This is a genomic window from Lysinibacillus sp. EB106-09-02-XG168 (assembly GCF_058791475.1).
In genome coordinates this window covers 782,247-802,760 of sequence record NZ_JBYTDN010000003.1, presented here as the reverse complement: position 1 = coordinate 802,760, position 20,514 = coordinate 782,247, and the positions used below count along the sequence as shown (strand labels likewise).

Below are 20,514 nucleotides of genomic sequence, written 5' to 3'. Positions count from 1 at the left end.
CGTATTATTTATTCATGTATTGTAATGAGCCATTTAATATTTTTGCCATATGTGTGCGTTTTAATGGACTACTTGCATTAATAACAGTTTTACCTTTAGCATCGACAGATCCATTCATGATTTTACCTGCATATAAAAATGCAAATGCTTTTCTTGCTTCTTCACTTTTAACAGTTGCACCATCAGCATAATAAGGCAAACTTGAATCACCATAGTTCATTTCTTTTCCTGAAACATGCGTTACTGTTCGGTAAATCATCACTGCAGCTTGTTGACGAGTAAGTGTGTCATTTGGTTTAAAGTTCTCAGCTTTCATAACAATTCCCGCTTCAGCTAAAGCATTAATTGCTTGTACACGTTCTGCATCAAGTTTCGCTGTATCTTTAAATCCAGCATCTTTTGTTGAAGATACATTTAATGAACGAGCAATCATTAACGCAAATTGAGAGCGTGTTATATTGTCATTTGGTTTAAAGAAATCATGACCCTTAACAATTCCCTTGCTATATAATGCTAGAATTGCATCTTTATTAGCATCATTACTAATATCCTTAAATGGATTCACCACTGGTCTCACTGCGCCTTCCACAGCAAAACTAAATTGAACTTGGTGGTTCGAATCATAGTTCACGCCTTTGTCTGGCTCATTTACAACAATATGCAACTGTGCATTCACAAGTTTCTTTAAGTCTGCCACTTCAAATGAGTACTTACTTGTATTTGTTGCATCGTCTTCACTTACTAAAGTTGCTTCTTTTCCCTCTACTTTAAATCCTTTAACATATTGACCTTGAGGGAACGTCATAGTAACTATATTTTTATCATTTACTACTGATACGTCTACTTTTGATTTAATGTATTGCTTCATAATCGATTCTTCAGAAGTACCGTTTTTGTAAACAGTGACAGCCACTTCATCTACTTTAACTTCTTCTTTAACCTCTTCAGATTTACCATTTTCTACTGCTTTTAAATCAAAATCATACCACTTGTCCATATTAGCCGAAGCTACGACAACGTGGATTTTCGCTGATAATACTTCTCCAGCTACAACCGGGAAACTATATGTAATTGTTCCATCTGCATTTTTCACTTCAGTAGCATCTACAAACTTATCACCTTGCTTTGTTTGTAAACCTGCGATCATTGGGGCAGATTTTGCTGCTACCGTTAATTTCGCCTCAAATTTCCCATCCTTTTCAACGATTGTACCTTGTGTTACAAGATGAGAACTAATTGCAGGTTGTGGTTCTGTTGTTCCAGGCTTAAAAGTTTGGAAATCTACAATAGTACCAGTATTCTCAGATTTAGTAGCTTCTACTTTTACTTCAGTATTTGTAGTCGTTACTTCAGCTACCTTTGCAGATGCAAATGATGGTACTGAAAGTGATGCTGCTAATAATGAAGCTAGTACTATTTTTGTTGCTCGTGATTGACGTTTTTTAGCCATTATTGACCCTCCGTTTTTGTTTGTAGTTTTTTTCTATAAAGTAAAAATGCTGATCCAACTAATGCAACGATCAATACATATGGTGTTGCATCGCTTGTTTGTGGATTTGGCACATGACTTTCAGAAGAATTTGTTGAAGCATTAGCCGTTTTCGAATCAGATGCTTTCGTTGAAGCATCAGTCGTTTTCGTTTCATATGCTTTTGCTACTGTTGCGCTTCCTGCAGATGCCGCATCAAATACTAGTGAAACGCTGTATTCGTGATGATAATTAATATCGTCAATATCAATTTTCATAGCAGTTACAACTGGTTTCTTTAAATCTTTCACTGTAAATTGTACGGTACGAGTATCAGCTGCTTTATCTTCACTTACTACAGTTGCTCCACCTGGTGGTTGGAACTTTGTAATCCATGCACTATTTTTCAATGTAATTTGTACAGTAGCTGTTCCATTTTTCAATGTGACCTTTGCTGGTTTTAGAAAATAATCATTCGCAATGGATACAGAGTTACTTTCAGGTTTATTGACCTGATATTGTATCGAATGTGTGCCGTCAGCTAGTTGGGCAGACGCTTGCGGTAACGCAAAGTTACATACAAACAAAGTTACAAGCATAACGAACATCATTAATTTCTTCATGTGTTGTACGCCTCCTCTAAAAAATAATAAAAAAATTCAATTCCATAAATACATGATTGAAAGCACTCCACAGAATGAAAATCATTCTCAATTGAATCTCTATTACCAAGAATACGTGTTAATACCAGTGAATGTCAACCTCAAATCCAAACTTGTCCACAATACGTCAAAATTACCTTAAAAAAAGAAAATATCACATGAAAAATATGTGATATTTCCTATTTTTAATAGAAAAGCACTCTTTCTATTCATTAATCTCAACTAGAAATCTAGTATATTCAAGAAATTATTTCAATGATTCCTATAAGAATTAGTAAACACCCCGAAATTGCGGTTGAGTGTTTTCCTATGAATGTCTTTGTCAGTAAACCGCCAAAGTGAACACCCGCACCTACTGTTATGAACGAAAAGAAACCGATAGAAATTACTGTCCATATTGCAGAAATACCATTGGCTCCAAGGGCTATTCCGCCGGCTAAACAGTTAGCCGATAAGACAAAGCCGAGCGTCATTGCTTCTCGAAATGAAATGATATAATTTTTATCCTCATCAAATACTTCAGGGTTTTCTAATATTCCTTGTTTAGAAAAGCGACTAGATAATAAAGTCCATATCCCAATAACACAAAGCAAAAGACTTCCTATTAAATTTGCGAAATCTGGAGAGACATAATCAATAACTACGCTCCCAGCTGTAACTGCAACGTATGTGACGATCATTGAAATAAGGGCAATAACCGCATTGGATAATACGGGTATTTTCACTCGCTTAATACCATAAGCGAGACCAATTCCTAAATTATCTAAGTTGGCAGCTATTCCAATAAGAATGATGGCTATCCAATGCATTCCTTTCCTCCTCAATAATGTAAAATTCATTCTCACATATGATATGAAAGGAAAAAAATTTTGTTCATTCATACTTTGAAAGGATTTGCTTACGGAGGGAACGGGATTACCCGCGGGAGACTTAAATTAACTTATTCAACGTCTTACCACGCGGATACTATTTACTACTCTATAGCTTGAAATTATTTAATTGTTGAGAAATTTTTTCAGCGATACTTGCAGTTTGAACAGATGATTCTGCTACATGCTGTATAGCTAGTAATGTTTCTGAAATACTATTTGAATGATCTGATGACTCTATCGCGATAGTAGATACATTTTCAATCGCTTTTTGTATTTCTAGCATAGAGAACTTCATCGTTCCAACAAATGTTGTCACTTCAGTAATTATTGTTTATCTGTAGCGAAAGCAAAGCTACAGCTACAATTATCCCTATGCATACTTGATATATCATCCTTTTGAAGCCAATTTGACAAAAGTAACAACCTTTTGATAACTTTAAGTTGTTACTTGTTAATTTTTAGATACATATCATCCTATAATAAAGAAAGGGAGATCTTATGCGATTCAGTAAATTATTGAAGATAGGATTGGCTTTAGCAGTCATGTTAATATTATCTGCTTGTAGCTCAGAAGGTGAAAATACGAAAAATAAAGACAAAAATGAAGTGAACTTAGCCTATGTTGAATGGGATACTGAAATTGCCTCTACAAACGTAGTAGGTCAAGTTCTAGAAAATTTAGGATATGATGTAACACTAACACCACTGGATAACGGAATTATGTGGGAGGCTCTTGCTAAAGGAGAGGTCGATGGCATGGTATCAGCTTGGCTACCACAAACACATGCCCCACAAGTTAAGAAGTACAAGGATAAAATAGACGACTTGGGTGAAAACCTAGCAGGTGCAAAAATTGGCTTAGTTGTCCCAAGTTATATGGACGTAAATTCTATCGAAGATTTAACAGATGAAGCTGGTAAAACGATCACGGGCATTGATCCAGGAGCAAATATGACAGCAACTACAGAAAATGCTTATAAAGAATATAAAAACCTAGAAGGCTGGAATTTAGTTACCTCATCTGCAGGCGCAATGACAGCAGCTCTTACTCAAGCGATTGCGAATAATGAAGAAATCATCGTGACCGGTTGGTCTCCACACTGGAAGTTTAACGCATTTGATTTAAAATATTTGGACGATCCTAAAGGTATATACGGAACTGAAGAATATATTGGTACATTTGCACGTAACGGATTGAAAGAAGATGATCCGGGAGCGTATAGTGTTCTAAAAAACTTCCACTGGACTCCAGAAGATATTGAACGTGTTATGTTTGATATTATGAAAGGCGATGATCCTAAAGAGGCAGCAAAAAAATGGATCAAAGACAATGAAGATAAAGTTTCAGAATGGACAAAAGATGTAAACTAGTACAAATGGCAAGTTTTATAAACTCGTCTAGTGAATTTACATATGAAGAATAGCGTTAAAAACAACATTACCTTCTGCATTTTAGTTGATGATAATTGGAACGTAAAGATTCTATCTTTAGAATTAGGTCAAACGTCAAAACCCATTTCCTTTGCAGATTTTACCTAAAAAAGTCGATTTCCAGTACGATATGGAAACGACTTTTTTTGTTTTATATCGCAATTGTGTGAAATGTTGGGCATGAAGCACATGTTTTATGAAAGCGATTCAGCTCAAATCATATACTTTTCCTTATAAAAAACTTCACACCTAATATAATGAGTGATACAAGAATGCCCCCAATAATCATCATACAAATAGAGATTAAGGTGCCGATTCCAGGCACTGATTCGTGGTAAGTTATGATTGGAGGTACGCCTTTTAGATGTGGAGCAACTGCAAACCTCATGATTTCTAAGTAGGCGAGGTGAAAACCAATTGATGTCCAGAGACTTCCTGTCCATAGACGGAGCAACTGTAAACATATTCCGAAACAAAAAATTAATATGATATAAAAGACGTTAATGGATACGCCTGGAGCAAGTCCAAAAAGCACTTGAATCTGACCAACTGCTATAGTGAATGCTACAAAAAGTAAGGTTTGAAGTAGTACGGATAACCAAGCGGTGAATCGATAGCGTAAGACATCATATAACATACCTCGCAATCCAAGTTCCTCTGGTAAAGCTTCATAAAAAAAAGCAAATAAAATATTCAAAGTTAGAGCAATAAACCACAGTTCGGAGGAATGCCATTTTTCAAAGTCTATCCACCCTTGAAAATTGCCTATGAAGAAGCCCAATGAAGCCAGTGCAATCGCCAAGATAACTCCTGAAATAAAATGATGTAGCCTTTTCCAAGAATATACCGGCGCCTTTGGTTTAACTCCAGTCAGTCGATATACATGCTGATATAAATACAAAATAATAGGAATAACCAATCCACTCATCACAAGACCCTGAATCAAATGATTACTGGAAAGAGAAGCTAGGAACAAACCAGTGACTAACGTTGACCAGCCTGCGAGTACATACAGTATCCATTTCATATATTAATTTCCCCCTAAGAACATTTTAGTTGATTTATTTACAATGCTTAAAGTGTGTCTGAAAATTCCGCGCCAGAAATGTTGTGTATATACTTTATATACAATATATACAAAAATATATGTATTTTGCAAGCTAAATTATTATTGAAATGAAAAAACATGAGATTGTTAAATCACAAATCTCATGTTTCTCTAATTCACAAAACTCAAAAAGTCGAATTTTCACTGTATTTTCTTTTTAAAAGCATTATTTCATTTTTTTGTAATTTTTTAAATCTCTTATCATATTTACTTCTATTCAAAAAATCTTCATATCAGTATGCATATAAATCGTGACGATCTGCCTTTTGAAAGATACTTAAGATCTTTTTTTCAGTGGAATTATATCGAAATTCCAACTCCTGACCTAAAAGATATGCTTTATGATACATTGCTGCAGCTTGTTCAAAATCTTTTAAATCTGCATATAAATGACCTAATCGAACTAATCCACTTGCTTCTATTTCTATTGGATATTCATATTGATTTAAATGTTTTGATAATAGTTCTATTGCATTCTGTTTAAAGCGAAACAAACTTAAAAACTCAATCTTCCATAGTAACCTATTATATCGTTTAAATGCTTTTTTCATTTTCATTTCACCCACTATTTAAAAACTTTTTTTAAAATATCCTCAAATTCATCTCCCTGATTTAATATTGTTAGGTTTACAGTTACATTCCATGTTCGCTTCTCTAATATTTTAATTGACTCTCCATTATTTCTTTCAATTCTTTTCTTTTTTTATCATCTACTAATAGTTTGTCTACTCTTCTTTTACTCTCTAAATAACCTCTAACTTTTCTATTCGTATATAGTAACCGTCTATACTTTTCATTTTCATATAGTTCTTTAAACCAATTGTCTTTTAATAAATAATTTATGTTTTTATCAATTTTCTTAGTATTTAGTGCAGTATTTCCTATAGGCACTAATCCTGATAGTAGGTCTGATAGTAAGTCATCTATCATCTTGATATGCTCCCTCATTTTTTGATATCATCTTCTCTATTTTTCAACTCACAATAAAAGTAAAAATCACCAACACAATCCACGCGACATCAAGCAAGCACTATTCCAACCCCATTACATAGCCGAGATATTTACTGAGTAAATATAAATTTTTGATATATCCCCAAAGACATCCAATATATTATCACTGTTTACACTCACTATTTAATGGTAATGTTTAGTTGTTAATATCTAACATTTCCGTTGGGTTATAAAAGCTTTTTGACAGACTCATAAGCTACATTTTATGTACAGCTACTTGTTTTGAATAAAAAAGGACTGTCCTCAAGGCATTTTTTCTTGCCTTTTTGGACAGTCCCCTTGTTTGATAACGTTTATTTTAATACTTCTGGATGAAAGCCATCTTTTTGGAAGTAATTTTCACGTGACCAAATATTTAATTTTTCTTTTTCCGCATCTTGCTGGACTTCTCTAAATTCATCCTCAAACGTATTGTTTGGTTTATGAATAAAGCGCACTGCTGCAAGCCCTTCTTTTAGTAAGGATTCCTGTAGCATTACATCATCAATAAAGACATAGGCTAATAAACGATCATAATGATCTGTTTCTGGTCCAACATCGTAAACCGCTTCAATCTTTTTGGCGTTTTGTAGCAATTTAATCGTATAGTCCCTTGCCTCTTCAGCATAAGGCTGTGCTTCACCTTTGTTATAATTCATCTCTGGTGTATCTACCATCAATAGGCGAATTTTTTGTTTCTTGCCATTAATTGTCGTCTGAATCGTATCACCATCATATGCTTTAATATAATCTACATCAAAGCGTTTATTTCCCGTTTTTTCTTCAACCTGTTCAATAGAAATAGTACTATCTTGGTTAGTTGATGTTGTATCCTTCTCTTTGGCTGGTGATCTGCCAAAAATCATATACAATACAACAGCAAGAATGATTGTACCACTCGTAATTAACGTTTTTATATCTTGCATTTTCATGTAGTAGTTCCCTCACAACTTCATCTTTATTACATTTTAAGGAAGCTTCTAAAAGAATCCTTAAAAGTTTCACGATGATTCTATTGTAAAATATCAGGCTACTACATTCAAGCTATGTAGTTGCAACAGCAACCCAATGGTTTGGAGAAACTTCCACAAGCTGACTATTTTCTGTCTCATAATGCGTTTGTTTGTCTATATGTTCGGTATCCATATATTTTTTCTTTTCTATCGCAGGATCTGGAATTGGTATTGAGTGTAATAGAGCTTGTGTATACGGATGCTGTGGATTGGTGTACAGCTCCTCACTTTCTGCAAGTTCTACAATCTTCCCTCCATACATGACTGCTACACGATCGCTAATATGTTTAACCATAGATAAATCATGAGCAATAAATAAGTATGTCAATCCTAGGCGCTGCTGTAAATCCTTTAACAAGTCTACAATCTGCTTTTGAATAGAAACATCAAGGGCTGAAAGTGGTTCATCACAAACGATAAAATTTGGCTCCACTGCTAAAGCTCTTGCGATGCCAATACGTTGGCGTTGTCCACCTGAAAATTCATGCGGATACCGCATCGCATGTTCTTTGTTTAAACCTACAAGTTCAAGTAATTCCTCCACACGCTGATGACGCTCTTCATTCGTTTTAACGAGTTTATGAATATCTAGAGCTTCCCCAATAATATCTACTATTTTTTTTCGAGGATTCAACGAGGAATATGGATCTTGGAAAATAATTTGCATATGACGCCGCATGGCTTTAAGCTGCTTTTTCGTTAGTCTTGTAATTGGTACACCTTGATATAAAACTTCTCCATTCGTAGGCTGATGAAGCTGTAAAATCGTTCGACCTGTCGTAGATTTTCCTGAGCCCGATTCACCTACTAAACCTAAGGTCTCTCCTGGGTATATATGGAATGATAAATCGTTGACGGCCTTTACCGTTTGACCATGCCCTAATGCGAACTCCTTTGAAAGATGAGTCACTTCTATTAATGGTTTATTTTTATCTATTTCAAGCTGTACATTCGTAATTTGTTTAGGCTGCTTTTTCTCATGGAGCTTTGGTAAAGCATTCAATAGTTTTTTAGTATAAGGATGTTGAGCATTTTCAAAGATTTCCTCCGTTGTACCTTGCTCAACAATCTCCCCTTCCTTCATAACAATAATTCGATCGCACATGCCAGCAACAACACCTAAATCATGCGTAATTAATATGATTGAGGTGCCCATCTTTTTTTGCATGTCTCGCATTAATTTTAGGATTTGCGCTTGAATAGTTACATCAAGGGCTGTAGTCGGTTCATCTGCAATTAGTAAAGATGGTTGACAGGCAAGTGCCATGGCAATCATAACACGTTGGCGCATTCCTCCTGAAAACTCATGCGGATATTGTTTATATCGTTCTTCTGCATGTCGAATACCTACAAGCTTTAATAACTCTATTGTTTGCTTAAAAGCCTCAGCTTTGGACATTGACTGATGCTTTATTAAACTTTCAGCTACTTGATCTCCAATACGAATAGTTGGATTTGTAGATGTCATTGGATCTTGAAAAATCATACTAATATCTTGTCCTCGGATCGTCTCCATTTGTTTTTCGCTCAATGAAGTAATCTCTTGTCCTTTAAATAAAATATTTCCTGACTTTAGAAATGAAGGTGGTGATGGTAATAGACGCATAATTGAACGAGCCGTTACACTTTTCCCACTACCTGACTCTCCTACAATTCCGAGTGTTTCACCTTTATTTAAATGAAAGTTAACGCCTTTAACGGCTTCAAATTCTGTTTCTCCCGTAATAAAAGATACACGAAGATCGCTTATTTCTAGAAGCTTTTCACTCATTCAATCCATCCTTTTGTAAATTTTGTGATTGACTTAATTATTTGTATAATCCATACTTTACAATACTGATAGGAATTATACAATATAATAATGCTGAATCTTTCATCCTGCAATCTGTTCAATAGGGCCTTACAAAAATGAGTCGGCTACTACGCATGTGTTGATGTTGTTTTGTCCACACTTTGGAATCTATTATTTTATTTACGTCTGGAGGAAATGCATGATTATTTCAAAAGATCATTCTACAACTAAGGAACATGTATTCTTTTTTTCAGTTTATCAAAAGCTCATGCACCATAAGTCTTACAATGTACTACTCTTTCTTTTAAGTATTTTAGTACATCCATTTACATACTTATCTTATTGGAAAAGAAAACATTCACATCAATACCGCCAAGCTTTTGAGCTACGAAGTCAGTACTACAAAGAAAAGGGTTTGTTCGCACAATGGCAATTTAAATTTGCTGAGCAAGAATTAGCCAAAGCTAAGTTCTTTCATGAATTTGTGTCAGAAAAACAATTACAGGAAACTGCTTCGAAATTAGCAGAATCAAAAATACAGCAGTTAGTAGAGCAAGATTTACTGAAGGATGGTTTAGACGATCCATCCTATTTACAATTTTTTAGTCAGCAACTTAAAAATAAAAACTTCGTTGCTCTTACTTTTTTACCAGCTGTTTTATTTTATGTAGTCCTCCTATTATGTGCGAATCCATTTCTACAATTTATCATTGAACGAATACTACAAAGTTTCATTGTTATTGTAGGTGTCGCAACAATGGTGTTTACAATTTTATATTTATCGCCATTCGATCCAGCGAGAAACTTACTTGGTGTTGCGGCAACGCCTGAGCAAATTGCTAACTTTAATCATATTCATGGCTTGGATCAGCCGTATTTATCTCAATTATGGAATGCATTATCTGGTCTCTTCACATTTGATTTAGGTACTTCCTTTGCAGGGAAAGAAACTATTACACATAGCATTGTAAACAAGTTTCCTGTCACACTTGAAATAGCCATCCTATCACTATTAATGGCTATCGCTATTGCAATTCCGGTTGGCATTATTTCCGCTGTTCGTCCAAATTCATATTTGGATTATACATTTATGTTCATTGCCTTGATTGGATTATCCATTCCAAGCTTTTGGCAAGGTTTACTATTTATTTTAACGTTTGCATTAAAGCTGCAATGGTTCCCAGCTACATATAATCCTCAAAACTGGCTTTCTTTAATAATGCCAATTATCGTCTTAGGAACATCCATTACGGCTTCCATTGCGCGTATGACCAGATCCAGTATGCTTGAGGTGATACATGAGGATTACATTATTACAGCGAGAGCTAAAGGCTTGAATGAATTTAAAGTGATTTCAAAGCATGCTATTCGCAATGCCATGATTCCTATTATTACAGTGATTGGACTTCTTTTTGGTGGAATGTTAGGTGGGGCATCTGTTACAGAAAAAGTTTTCAATATTAGTGGTATCGGTAGCTATATTGTTGATAAGCAGTTTATTCCGGACATTCCCGCTATCCTCGGTGGGGTCGTCTATATTGCTATTACAATTTCGATCGTAAATTTATTCATCGATATTATGTATGCCTTTTTCGATCCACGCATTCGCTCGAAAATGAAGAAGTCTTAAAGGGGGGATCACCCGTGAAAAACAGCTTACATGTCAAACTACTTTTGAAGATAACACAGGAATATGTCAATTCACATTTTACACTTGTCTTTTCCTTGCTGTTTTCTTTATTGTTTCTAGCTTATAGCTATAATTTTTCTACTCAAAATTGGCGACCAATCGTCCTAATCTTTTTTGTCATTTATGCAATAACCACAGCTTATGTCGGTTTCCTGACTTTACGCATTAAACAGGATTTAGCAAGCTATAGTGACATACGAAAAAGCACTCGATTACTTGGTTATCCACTGTTATTGACAATCGTTTCAGGTAATATTTTCTCTACATCTTTTGCTTTTTTACTTATTTCAAAAAGTAAGACAGCTGAATATACTTTTGCTGCTTATGCATTGATCACTCAGCTTTTTATTATCGGTATTTCAGCACTGAACTTATTTAAACCGTACGTCACAGATACTTATTTACTTGCAATGGGTCTTTTCTTACTCCTTGCAATCTTTTATATCGTGATGTTAATACTATGTTCAAAATTTGTGACTTCCGAGGCTGCGCCAAAATGGATGCTCTTACTTGGCATTTTGCTGCTCATTGCCTCATTGACTGGCAATCTATTTGCAACATTGCTAGGGTATAGCCTTATTCAAAAAGCTCGAAAGGCGAATCCCTCTACAATTGAAAAATGGCAGAGAATTTTGGAAAAGATTTTACGCAATACGATGGCCGTCTTCGGATTATTTTTCATAGTGCTTATGTTTTCTTTGTCCGTTACAAGCTCTTGGACATTTGACTATGACTTCGCTATTGAAAATAACTATGGGGCATTGTTACAAACTCCTTCGTTAGAATACCCGCTAGGGACCGATAATTACGGGCGTGACTTATTTTCTCGCATTGTTTTCGGTGCACAAATATCGCTTATTGTCGGATTTTTCTCAACAATCATACCTGCATTAATCGGCGGAGCCCTTGGAGCATTTTCCGGTTATTACGGGAAAGCAACTGACAATATAATCATGCGAAGTCTTGATATTTTATATGCCATTCCTGGAATTCTACTAGCTATTGCTATTATCGCAGCGTTTGGTGCCAATACTATGAATTTAATCATCGCACTAAGTGTTGGAGCCATTCCAACTTATGCTCGTACTATGCGCGCTAATGTAATGCAGCTCTCTAATCTCGAATTCGTAGAATCAGCCAGAGCGTTAGGAGCATCTGATGCTGCAATCATTTTTAAACATATTGTTCCTAACTCGTTAGCACCGATGATTGTCAAAGCAACATTAACTATTGGTGGTGCTGTAATTTCAACAAGTAGTTTAAGTTTTTTAGGACTCGGCATTGAGCCACACATTCCTGAATGGGGCAATATTCTAAAAGTCGGTAGTACGTACCTGGAAACACATTCCTATGTCGCTATTTTCCCAGGTCTTTGTATTATGCTTCTTGTTCTCTCCTTTAACTTCTTAGGAGATGGGTTACGAGATGCTTTCGATCCAAAATCAAATTAATTATGGAGGTTCTTACATGAAAAGATTACTTGTATTCTTATTCATTGCCGTCTTAGCATTAGCAGGCTGTGTACAGACAAAAACTGAAGTAGAAGGTAGTAAAGATTCAAAAGAAAAAGGTAAAAAGACAGTTGAAATATTAGGGATGGCCGATTCTGAGGAAGATATGAATATTGTTCGTGATCAACTAGTTAAAAATGGCTTTGAAGTTAAACTAAATATTCAACCTGATTATGGTTCATTTTCAGCACAAAAAGATGCTGGCAATTATGATTTAGCTCTTTCTAGCTGGACAACAGTTACAGGAAACCCTGATTATGCTGTTCGTGGTTTATTTAAAACAGGCGGTGACTATAGTATTGTATCTGATTCAAGTTTAGATGCTCTCATCGAGGAAGCGAGTACGTTGACAGGTGATGAAGCCGCTGCAAAATATAAAGAATTAGAACAGCTTTTAGTATTCGATCAAGCTTATATTGCGCCTTTATATATTTCAAATAAATATCAAGGCATATACTCTGAATTAGTAAACCCAAAAACTGTACATCTACCAAAATCTCGTGCGCAAGTATGGGAAAATATCGAATTCAATGATCCATCCAAAAATGCAACTGAACCGTTGATTTTACATCAAACAATAGATTCGTTAACATCTCTTGATCCTATTAAAGGGAATGACGGTTCTATTAATACATTAAATACAAATATGTATGTACGACTTGTAAACTTGACAGATACAGATGAAGTCGTTTCTGATGGTTCATTATCTTATAATCATGCTATTGCTGAAGGGAACCAAGAATATTATTTCATTTTACGTGATGATCTTAACTTCGCTGCTGTAAAAGATGGTGCTGCCGTTGATACAGGTGAATTGGTTTCAGCAGAAGACGTTGTATTCTCATTAAATCGTGCAAAAGATTCAAAGTCAGTTCCAGACCATCGCACATATAGTCTTCATGAAAATATCGAAACAGTCGAAATCGTTTCTGACTTAGCTGAATTACAAAAGAAAAAAGTTGCAGGCTCAGATCAGTCTGTATTAGATGCATTATCCCCAAACCTCCCTGCTTCTGTAACGCAATTAGCAAAAGATAAAGGGACAGTGAATAATGCAGCAGGAGCATACCAAGTTGTTAAAATTACAACACCAACACCATTCCCACAAGTGTTAAATTATTTAGCACACCAATCTGGTGGTATCGTTTCTGAAAAACAAGTAACAAGCATTAACACATATGATGTAGCAGCCTATAATCCAGACAAGGATATTGCCTATGGTGATCAAGCTACAGTGACGGAAGGCACAGCAACATATAACAACCATCTATACGCTAGTGGACCTTACATTCTTATAAAGAAAAATGATTATGAAGCACAATTTGTGAAAAATCCTGCTTACCGTGTAGGTAGTGAATATGAACCGAAGATCGCAAAAATTAATGTTCGTTTTATCGCTGATAACGATAGTGCATTATCAGCATTACGTAATGGTGAGATTCATGTTCTTCAGTCAGTACCAGAAACAAAACTAGACATTGTAAAATCTGATACGAAACTAACGTTAAATACTGCTGATAGTAATGCTGTATCATACCTACAAATGAATACATCTGGTCGCCCTGTTTCGGAATCAGTAGACCTACGTAAAGCGATTCTTTACTCTATTAATCAAGATGAATTTATTAGCTACTATCAAGGCAATAAAAAACCTGCTGTATCCACTGTTTCACCACTCATTAATACTGGGTTAAAGCTTGAAGCAGACAGTAAAAAGGTAAAAGAATATTTAAAAGCCTATAACGATTAAAATGGTATACAAAATAATTTATAAACATTAAATAGGTAGAGCCTCCTCATATTATCGAGGAGGCTCTGTTATCTTTATTAATACTCTATTAAATCTCATGATGTGATTTTGGTTTTGGTCCTAGATCTTCGGGTTCAATATCTGCAAATGTCTCGCCCTCTTCCTCCAAATCACGCATACGATGGGCAATACGTGATGCGGCAGAAGCAGCGATACTGCCAACCAAATCATCTAAAAACGTATTTACATGATGCCCAGGTTCTGTGTCCAACTTCTTAATAATACCGATTTTTTGCTTATCTAAGTGACCAAAGGTTGTTACCGCTATGCTACCGTATGTAAAAACAGATCCAAGTGCGATTGTTTCATCCACACCAAATAAACCTTCATCGGATTCGATAATTTGCTGTAACGGTGCCGACAATAACTTTTTCTCTGCAAGTTCATCTAATTCAATTCCTACTAATAAAGCATGTTGAACTTCACGCTTACGTAATACACGCTCAACAGAATGAACACAGTGGTCTAATGTTAAACCTTCATTATAGGATTTTTGCATTTCATAAACGATTTTAGCAATATCCTCTAGTGATACACCACGACGAATGAGTGCAGCTTGAGCTGCCTTCGCTACTTCATCCGAGTGTATGCGAGTACTTTTATCATGCATAACTATCCCTCACTTCGATTTGATTGCTAGAATAGTGCTAGCCCAACCTATTATACCTTTACTTTAGCTATATGGTACAATTTCGATACAAACATGAGAAGGAGTGTCATCATTGGATAAGGGAACTGTACAAGATTTAAAGTTCTATAGTGAAGCTTTACAGGAGGAATTATTGCTCTATATTTATGTTCCTGCAAATTATTCTCCACTATATAAATATAATATTTTAATTGCATCAGACGGCAAAGATTATTTCCAACTTGGAGGTATTACAAAACTTGCTGATGAACTTATCGATGACTATGAAATCGAAAATTTAATCATTGCATTCGTTCCTTATAAGGACATAAAGGATCGACGTCTTAAATATATTCCAAGTGGGGAGCAACATGAAGCATATCTTCGTTTTTTAGCACATGAGCTTGTGCCCTATTTAGACGCTGAATATGCAACCTATCAAATGGGAATGGGTCGTGGAGTTATTGGTGACTCAATGGCTGCTACCGCTTCCTTAATGGCCGCATTAAAATATCCAAGTATTTTCGGCAAGGTTATTTTACAATCACCGTATGTTGATGAAGATGTTTTGCAAGCTGTAGAGAATTTTAAAGATCCAGGCGCAATTTCTATTTACCATATTGTTGGAAAAGAAGAAGATAAAGTTGTTACAATGGATAAAACCATTAAAGATTTTTTAACACCAAATCGTCAGCTTCATAATCTCATGTTAGACAAAGGATTTTCTATATTCTATGAAGAATTCAATGGCAATCATACATGGAAATATTGGAAACCTGATCTACGTCGCGCATTAATTGAAAATTTCAATTAATATAGACGAATCAAATTACGAAATCGGAAATTTCTGTTATACTTAAATAAAAAATTGTTTACTTTCGGGAGGTAATGGCCTATGAAGTACGGTATTGTGGCATTTCCATCAAAAAAATTGCAAGATTTAGCGAATACGTATCGCAAACGATACGATCCTCATTATGCGAAAATTACTCCGCATATAACATTAAAGGACAGTTTTGATGCGACAGAAGATGATATTCAATCTATTATAAAGCAATTAGATGAACTTGTTGCCAACTATGCACCTTTAAACATTCATGCATCACGCATAAGTTCATTTTTCCCAACAACAAATGCGATTTATTTCCGCATTGAACCAACTGAACAATTAACGGCATTCCACCAAGCACTTGAAGAAAAAGTATCTTTTGGTGAGTCAAAACACGTATTTGTACCGCATATCACGATTGCTCAAAAAATGACGGATTCCGAGCATGATGACATCTTTGGGCAATTACGTATGACAGGCGTAGACGAAAAAGATACAATTGATCGTATTCATCTTTTATACCAATTGGAAGATGGCTCGTGGACAACATATGAAACATTCCGATTGTCAGGAGCTGAGTAATCCTTGTACAACGTTAAGATTGTGGAAACAGCAAAAGAGCACGAGGATGCTTTCGCAGTTCGCAAACAGGTTTTTGTTGAAGAGCAAGGTGTGCCGCTGCATTTAGAATGTGATGCCGAGGATGCATCCGCAACGCATTTTATTATGTACGAAGACAATGCCCCTGTAGGTGCTGCACGTTTACGCAATATCATGGACGATGCTGCAAAAATTGAACGTGTCTGTATTTTACAAGATCAGCGAGGCAAAAAACTAGGTGCTTTAATTATGAAGGAAATGGAAAAGTACGCTATTTCAATAAATAAGAAAAAGCTAAAACTCCACGCACAAAGTTATGCCATTCCTTTTTATGAAAAGCTTGGCTATGCGGTAACATCTCCCGAATTTATGGATGCTGGTATCCCACATCGTGCTATGGAAAAAACGATTTAATTCAAATCGGTGTTACGATAATGCTACGGCATATCGTAACACCTTTTTTTATTTTTCTACAAAGCTTTAAAGGTTGATTTATAAATGAAAGTCCATTTAACCAACCTTTTAAATATATCAAATTATTTCATCATCTTAGTAATTTTATCGAAGTCTAGTGAAGCACCATCTTGAATAATAGATTGGACTAACTTATCTTCAAGCTCTTGCGTAATTTGTCTATTGGACACCTTACTTACGCGTCGTACGATTTTTCTTACTTGTTTTTCACTTGTAAAATCAGCATGTTGAATTGCATTTGCTAATGCGAAGATTTCATCCATCGATACCCCAGTTTTTTGTTCAATTGAATTAAAAAATCCGCGATTCATGTTCCCCCTCCTATCAGTTAAAGTTTAAATTTATTTCCATTATTAATTTATGAAAACATTCGAAAATTAGTGAAGGCTTTAAACTTTATTCAGAAAATAAAGCACTCTGAAGAAAAGCTAAAGCCTCTTATCGACTGTCACATTAATTAAATCAATTATGCCTCGGCATAATTGCGTCCGGAGGCTTTAACTTCTTTCAGCTGAAAGAAGTTAAATAATAGTAGCACCAACAATGATTAGAAGAATGAATAGAACAACGATTAGAACAAACGTTGAACTCTGACCATGTCCATAGCCATAATATCCGCCGTAATCTCCTCCGTAGCAACCATCAGAGTGCCCTCCATACGAGCCCCAGCCTTGATATCCCATAAAAATACCCCTCCCTTCTACAACCTATAATATGTTTTGGTTGTAAAAATGGGTGGGGTATTCGTCTAGTCAACATTTCCTTTTGGTTTAAAAAGTAATGCTCCGATAAAGCCAAAGACAATGGCAGCACTGATTCCTGAGCTTGTTACTTCAAACATCCCAGTTAACACGCCTACAAGCCCATGCCTCTCTGCTTCAGCAAGTGCACCATGCGTTAAAGAATTTCCAAAGGACGTAATTGGAACTGTTGCACCAGCACCTGCAAAATCAATGAGAGGCTCATACAAGCCCATTCCGTCTAGAATTGCACCAATTACGACTAGAGTACTCAATGTATGTCCTGGCGTTAATTTTCCAACATCCATTAGTAATTGACCGATGGCACAAATAATGCCGCCAACAAAAAATGCAAATACAAATGTCATTACCATAGCTTTTACCTCATTTCATTGTAATTTCAATCGCGTGTGCCGTACATGGAATCGTCTCGCCCTGTTGAAAAGTAAGCGGAGACAGTAATGCTCCTGTCGCCACAAGAAGAACTCGTTTATAAGTACCTGCTCGCATCTGTTGAATTACATAACTAAAAAAAACAGCTGCTGAACAACCTGCACCACTTGCACCGGATTGAAATGCCTCATCCTGTCCATAAAACTCGGCACCTGCATCACGTAAAGGTTTTAACTCCTCACTTTTGATACCATTTTCAACAAACATGCCTTTTAAAAGTTTTAAGCCAAGTTGACCTAAATCACCTGTTAAAATTAAATCATAGTGGTAAATTTTTTGATTACGCTGCTCTAAATGTGATTGGATCGTCTGAAAAGCGGCTGGTGCCATCGCTGCACCCATGTGAAATGGATCATCCATACCATAATCAACCGATTTTCCAACAGTTGCGGCTTCAATAGAAGGATATTCCTCTTGATGTTTACCAATTAGTGCATATCCAGCAGCTGTTACCGTCCATTGAGCAGTTTGGGGCTTTTGTGAACCATAATCGATTGGATAACGGAATTGTCGCTCAACCGCATTGTGTTGACTGGATGCACCAGCGAGAGAAAAGTTTGCGGCACCTACTTCTGTTAAAAGGCTCGCTATAATTACTGAAGATATAGAGGTAGCACATGCTGAGAAGAGTCCAATAAAAGGAATTTCTAAGTCTCTAGCTGCAAAATTGGTCGGTGTCATTTGATTCACTAAATCGCCGCCCATAAAATAATCAATGTCCTTATTTTTTACGCCCGCTTTTTTCATGGCAAATTCACAGGCCTCTTCCACCATTTTCCGATGACCTTGTTCATTTGTTTTCATTTGCCAACGTTCATCATCATAAGTCGCATCAAAGTGTTGACTAAATATACTCCGTTTCTCTAGTGGACCTGCTACTACACCTGCTGCTATTAAGGATGGCTTCGATTGAAAGACAATTACCATGAAACCACTCCTATCGTTACAAGAATGTATTTAATAAGTGCAACAAAAAAGGCGGAGACAACACCAAATAATACAACGGACCCAGCTAATTTAAATATGTTTCCACCAACACCAAGTACTAATCCTTCGGATCTATGCTCGATGGCAGCAGAAATAACAGCATTACCAAACCCTGTAACAGGCACAGCTGACCCAGCTCCAGCAAATTGACCAATTTTCTTATATAAGCCAAAACCCGTTAAAATCATGGCAAAAAATACCATAGTTGCAACCGTTGGATTTCCCGCTGTCGCTTCAGTAAAATTAAAGAAAATGATATAAAAAAGTGAAACGGCCTGTCCGATCGTACAAATAAGCCCACCTACTATAAATGCCTTTGCAACATTTTTAAAATAAGGCGGTTTCGGCGTGACATTTTGTTCTAATTGCTGGTATTGTTCTTTTTCCACTATGTTTGCTCCTTTGCTAGCTTTTTCAATTCGCTAATTTTATCTTTCAGTTTATTATCTTCAACTTGATCCCTTTTTATTTTATTTGCTTCATAAAATATTTTATAATCGGTTGAGACAAAAACCTTTTTGTTGGGGTATTTTTCATCAAATTTCTTTTGCAACTTTTTCTCTAATTTAGCCTTTTTCCATTTATCCCATGGTTTAATTTGCACTGCTACAAGCATACTATTGTCGTATTGGATAACCGTTGTTTTGTCTACATATTTCTGCTCTTTTAATATGGCTTCAACTTCTTTTTCATTTTCCGGTGAACCGTAGACAATAAATTTTTCTTTTTCACCGCAACCACTTAAAAGCGATAAACTGACTAATAGAGGTAACATCATTCCTAATAGCTTCAAGTTTTACCCTCCTTTTCTTTAAAGTTTCTCCAACCATAAAAAAACTATTCATTTAACTATATATACAAAGGCCCGAGTCCATTTTTCTTAAGTACATATTGTAGAAGTAGTAACAAGGAAAGGAGGTGACAATATGGGTTGTGGCAAGCCAACAAATCCTATTGGACCAATCCATTCAGCAGGCTGCGTTTGTGACGTAGTACGCGCTATTTTAGACATTCAGAATCAAGCGGTGAGAGAAGAATGTCAACCATGTACAGCTAACTGTTTCCTAGAACCACTGGGAGGCATCGTAAGTCCAGCACGCTCTCATGCAGATACACGTGTATTTATGTTAATTACAAAAGATGGTACTCCTTTTAAAGCATTTTTCAGTTCTCCAACAGCAGATCCATGTATATGTACATCCGTATTTTTCAGAGTAGAAGATATGTTTGATGAGTGCTGCGCTACCTTGCGTGTTTTAGAACCTTTATGTTCATTTGACTCCAGTGAAAGTACAGTCGATCTATTAAGTCGAGACGGCTGCTGTGTCAACATGAAAAAAATATGCAAAGTAGATGATTGGAATTCCACTGAGAGCTGTATAACTGTAGATTTATCGTGCTTCTGTGCTGTACAATGTATTGCTGATGTAGACTTAGGGATTTGTGAATAATCTGT

At 35.9% G+C, this 20,514-nt stretch carries 24 protein-coding genes; 8 read left to right on the top strand and 16 right to left on the bottom strand.

Going from position 1 to position 20,514, the window contains the following annotated elements; all coding sequences use genetic code 11:
- Positions 1–4: 4 nt before the first annotated feature.
- From AC3WSO_RS04755 to AC3WSO_RS04740, 4 genes are all read right to left on the bottom strand, one after another.
- Entirely contained in the window at positions 5–1,450 is a 1,446-nt protein-coding gene (locus AC3WSO_RS04755) for an NEAT domain-containing protein (protein WP_492529150.1), read from the bottom strand.
- On the bottom strand, positions 1,450–2,091 hold the full coding sequence (gene isdC / locus AC3WSO_RS04750; RefSeq protein ID WP_492529148.1) for a heme uptake protein IsdC: 642 nt from the start codon (positions 2,089–2,091) through the stop codon (positions 1,450–1,452). The genes AC3WSO_RS04755 and isdC overlap by 1 nt, the downstream gene beginning before the upstream one ends.
- Before the next feature lie 278 nt (positions 2,092–2,369).
- Positions 2,370–2,939 carry a manganese efflux pump gene (locus AC3WSO_RS04745; RefSeq protein WP_492529146.1) on the bottom strand — a complete coding sequence of 190 codons (570 nt, stop codon included), beginning with the start codon at positions 2,937–2,939 and terminating at the stop codon, positions 2,370–2,372.
- 169 nt (positions 2,940–3,108) lie between these two features.
- On the bottom strand, positions 3,109–3,285 hold the full coding sequence (locus AC3WSO_RS04740) for a hypothetical protein (protein ID WP_492529144.1): 177 nt from the start codon (positions 3,283–3,285) through the stop codon (positions 3,109–3,111).
- 215 nt (positions 3,286–3,500) lie between these two features.
- On the opposite strand from AC3WSO_RS04740, the gene AC3WSO_RS04735 reads away from it, so the two are divergent.
- Positions 3,501–4,373 (top strand): glycine betaine ABC transporter substrate-binding protein, encoded by an 873-nt coding sequence (locus tag AC3WSO_RS04735; RefSeq protein WP_492529142.1) that lies wholly within the window; start codon positions 3,501–3,503, stop codon positions 4,371–4,373.
- A gap of 277 nt (positions 4,374–4,650) precedes the next feature.
- On the opposite strand, the gene AC3WSO_RS04730 is transcribed toward AC3WSO_RS04735, so the two are convergent.
- From AC3WSO_RS04730 to AC3WSO_RS04710, 5 genes are all read right to left on the bottom strand, one after another.
- Positions 4,651–5,460 carry a CPBP family intramembrane glutamic endopeptidase gene (locus AC3WSO_RS04730; RefSeq protein WP_492529141.1) on the bottom strand — a complete coding sequence of 270 codons (810 nt, stop codon included), beginning with the start codon at positions 5,458–5,460 and terminating at the stop codon, positions 4,651–4,653.
- Between the two features lie 314 nt (positions 5,461–5,774).
- Complete coding sequence (locus AC3WSO_RS04725) at positions 5,775–6,107, bottom strand: hypothetical protein (RefSeq protein WP_492529139.1); 333 nt, start codon at positions 6,105–6,107, stop codon at positions 5,775–5,777.
- An 88-nt stretch (positions 6,108–6,195) separates the two neighbouring features.
- Positions 6,196–6,471: a hypothetical protein gene (locus AC3WSO_RS04720; RefSeq protein ID WP_492529137.1), complete on the bottom strand. Its 276-nt coding sequence runs from the start codon at positions 6,469–6,471 to the stop codon at positions 6,196–6,198.
- A gap of 374 nt (positions 6,472–6,845) precedes the next feature.
- Complete coding sequence (locus AC3WSO_RS04715; RefSeq protein WP_492529135.1) at positions 6,846–7,463, bottom strand: thermonuclease family protein; 618 nt, start codon at positions 7,461–7,463, stop codon at positions 6,846–6,848.
- Positions 7,464–7,575: 112 nt separating this feature from the next.
- Positions 7,576–9,315 (bottom strand): ABC transporter ATP-binding protein, encoded by a 1,740-nt coding sequence (locus AC3WSO_RS04710; RefSeq protein WP_492529133.1) that lies wholly within the window; start codon positions 9,313–9,315, stop codon positions 7,576–7,578.
- 220 nt (positions 9,316–9,535) lie between these two features.
- On the opposite strand from AC3WSO_RS04710, the gene AC3WSO_RS04705 reads away from it, so the two are divergent.
- From AC3WSO_RS04705 to AC3WSO_RS04695, 3 genes are read left to right on the top strand one after another with little or no spacing between them, the layout of a single operon-like run.
- Entirely contained in the window at positions 9,536–10,966 is a 1,431-nt protein-coding gene (locus AC3WSO_RS04705; protein WP_492529131.1) for an ABC transporter permease, read from the top strand.
- A 14-nt stretch (positions 10,967–10,980) separates the two neighbouring features.
- The gene (locus tag AC3WSO_RS04700; RefSeq protein ID WP_492529129.1) at positions 10,981–12,477 is read left to right on the top strand and encodes an ABC transporter permease; all 1,497 of its coding nucleotides are present in this window, start codon (positions 10,981–10,983) and stop codon (positions 12,475–12,477) included.
- Between the two features lie 16 nt (positions 12,478–12,493).
- Positions 12,494–14,287: an ABC transporter substrate-binding protein gene (locus AC3WSO_RS04695; protein WP_492529128.1), complete on the top strand. Its 1,794-nt coding sequence runs from the start codon at positions 12,494–12,496 to the stop codon at positions 14,285–14,287.
- Between the two features lie 88 nt (positions 14,288–14,375).
- Here AC3WSO_RS04695 and AC3WSO_RS04690 read toward each other — a convergent pair whose 3' ends face one another.
- Positions 14,376–14,957, bottom strand: coding sequence for a phosphatidylglycerophosphatase A family protein (locus tag AC3WSO_RS04690; RefSeq protein ID WP_492529126.1), 582 nt, complete (start codon positions 14,955–14,957; stop codon positions 14,376–14,378).
- 112 nt (positions 14,958–15,069) lie between these two features.
- Between AC3WSO_RS04690 and AC3WSO_RS04685 the strand changes: the two genes are divergently transcribed.
- The 3 genes from AC3WSO_RS04685 to AC3WSO_RS04675 all read left to right on the top strand — a co-directional run bounded on the left by AC3WSO_RS04685 (position 15,070) and on the right by AC3WSO_RS04675 (position 16,818).
- Positions 15,070–15,789, top strand: a complete 720-nt coding sequence (locus AC3WSO_RS04685; RefSeq protein ID WP_492529124.1) for an alpha/beta hydrolase — start codon at positions 15,070–15,072, stop codon at positions 15,787–15,789.
- Between the two features lie 81 nt (positions 15,790–15,870).
- A complete protein-coding gene (locus AC3WSO_RS04680; RefSeq protein WP_492529122.1) occupies positions 15,871–16,386 on the top strand; it encodes a YjcG family protein in 516 nt (171 codons plus the stop codon).
- A gap of 3 nt (positions 16,387–16,389) precedes the next feature.
- Positions 16,390–16,818, top strand: a complete 429-nt coding sequence (locus tag AC3WSO_RS04675) for a GNAT family N-acetyltransferase (RefSeq protein ID WP_492529120.1) — start codon at positions 16,390–16,392, stop codon at positions 16,816–16,818.
- Between the two features lie 122 nt (positions 16,819–16,940).
- On the opposite strand, the gene AC3WSO_RS04670 is transcribed toward AC3WSO_RS04675, so the two are convergent.
- The 6 genes from AC3WSO_RS04670 to AC3WSO_RS04645 all read right to left on the bottom strand — a co-directional run bounded on the left by AC3WSO_RS04670 (position 16,941) and on the right by AC3WSO_RS04645 (position 19,851).
- Positions 16,941–17,189: a stage VI sporulation protein F gene (locus tag AC3WSO_RS04670; RefSeq protein WP_079559578.1), complete on the bottom strand. Its 249-nt coding sequence runs from the start codon at positions 17,187–17,189 to the stop codon at positions 16,941–16,943.
- Between the two features lie 210 nt (positions 17,190–17,399).
- A complete protein-coding gene (locus tag AC3WSO_RS04665; protein WP_492529118.1) occupies positions 17,400–17,561 on the bottom strand; it encodes a YjcZ family sporulation protein in 162 nt (53 codons plus the stop codon).
- Between the two features lie 65 nt (positions 17,562–17,626).
- A complete protein-coding gene (spoVAE, locus tag AC3WSO_RS04660) occupies positions 17,627–17,986 on the bottom strand; it encodes a stage V sporulation protein AE (RefSeq protein WP_492534249.1) in 360 nt (119 codons plus the stop codon).
- 16 nt (positions 17,987–18,002) lie between these two features.
- Positions 18,003–18,998 carry a stage V sporulation protein AD gene (locus tag AC3WSO_RS04655; RefSeq protein ID WP_492529116.1) on the bottom strand — a complete coding sequence of 332 codons (996 nt, stop codon included), beginning with the start codon at positions 18,996–18,998 and terminating at the stop codon, positions 18,003–18,005.
- Positions 18,992–19,447 (bottom strand): stage V sporulation protein AC, encoded by a 456-nt coding sequence (gene spoVAC / locus AC3WSO_RS04650; RefSeq protein ID WP_492529114.1) that lies wholly within the window; start codon positions 19,445–19,447, stop codon positions 18,992–18,994. Before spoVAC ends, AC3WSO_RS04655 begins: the two co-directional genes overlap by 7 nt.
- Complete coding sequence (locus AC3WSO_RS04645; RefSeq protein ID WP_492529112.1) at positions 19,447–19,851, bottom strand: YhcN/YlaJ family sporulation lipoprotein; 405 nt, start codon at positions 19,849–19,851, stop codon at positions 19,447–19,449. Before AC3WSO_RS04645 ends, spoVAC begins: the two co-directional genes overlap by 1 nt.
- Positions 19,852–19,984: 133 nt before the next feature.
- Here AC3WSO_RS04645 and AC3WSO_RS04640 point away from each other — a divergent pair, with 133 nt between their 5' ends.
- On the top strand, positions 19,985–20,509 hold the full coding sequence (locus tag AC3WSO_RS04640) for a CotY/CotZ family spore coat protein (protein WP_079559573.1): 525 nt from the start codon (positions 19,985–19,987) through the stop codon (positions 20,507–20,509).
- Positions 20,510–20,514: the final 5 nt, after the last annotated feature.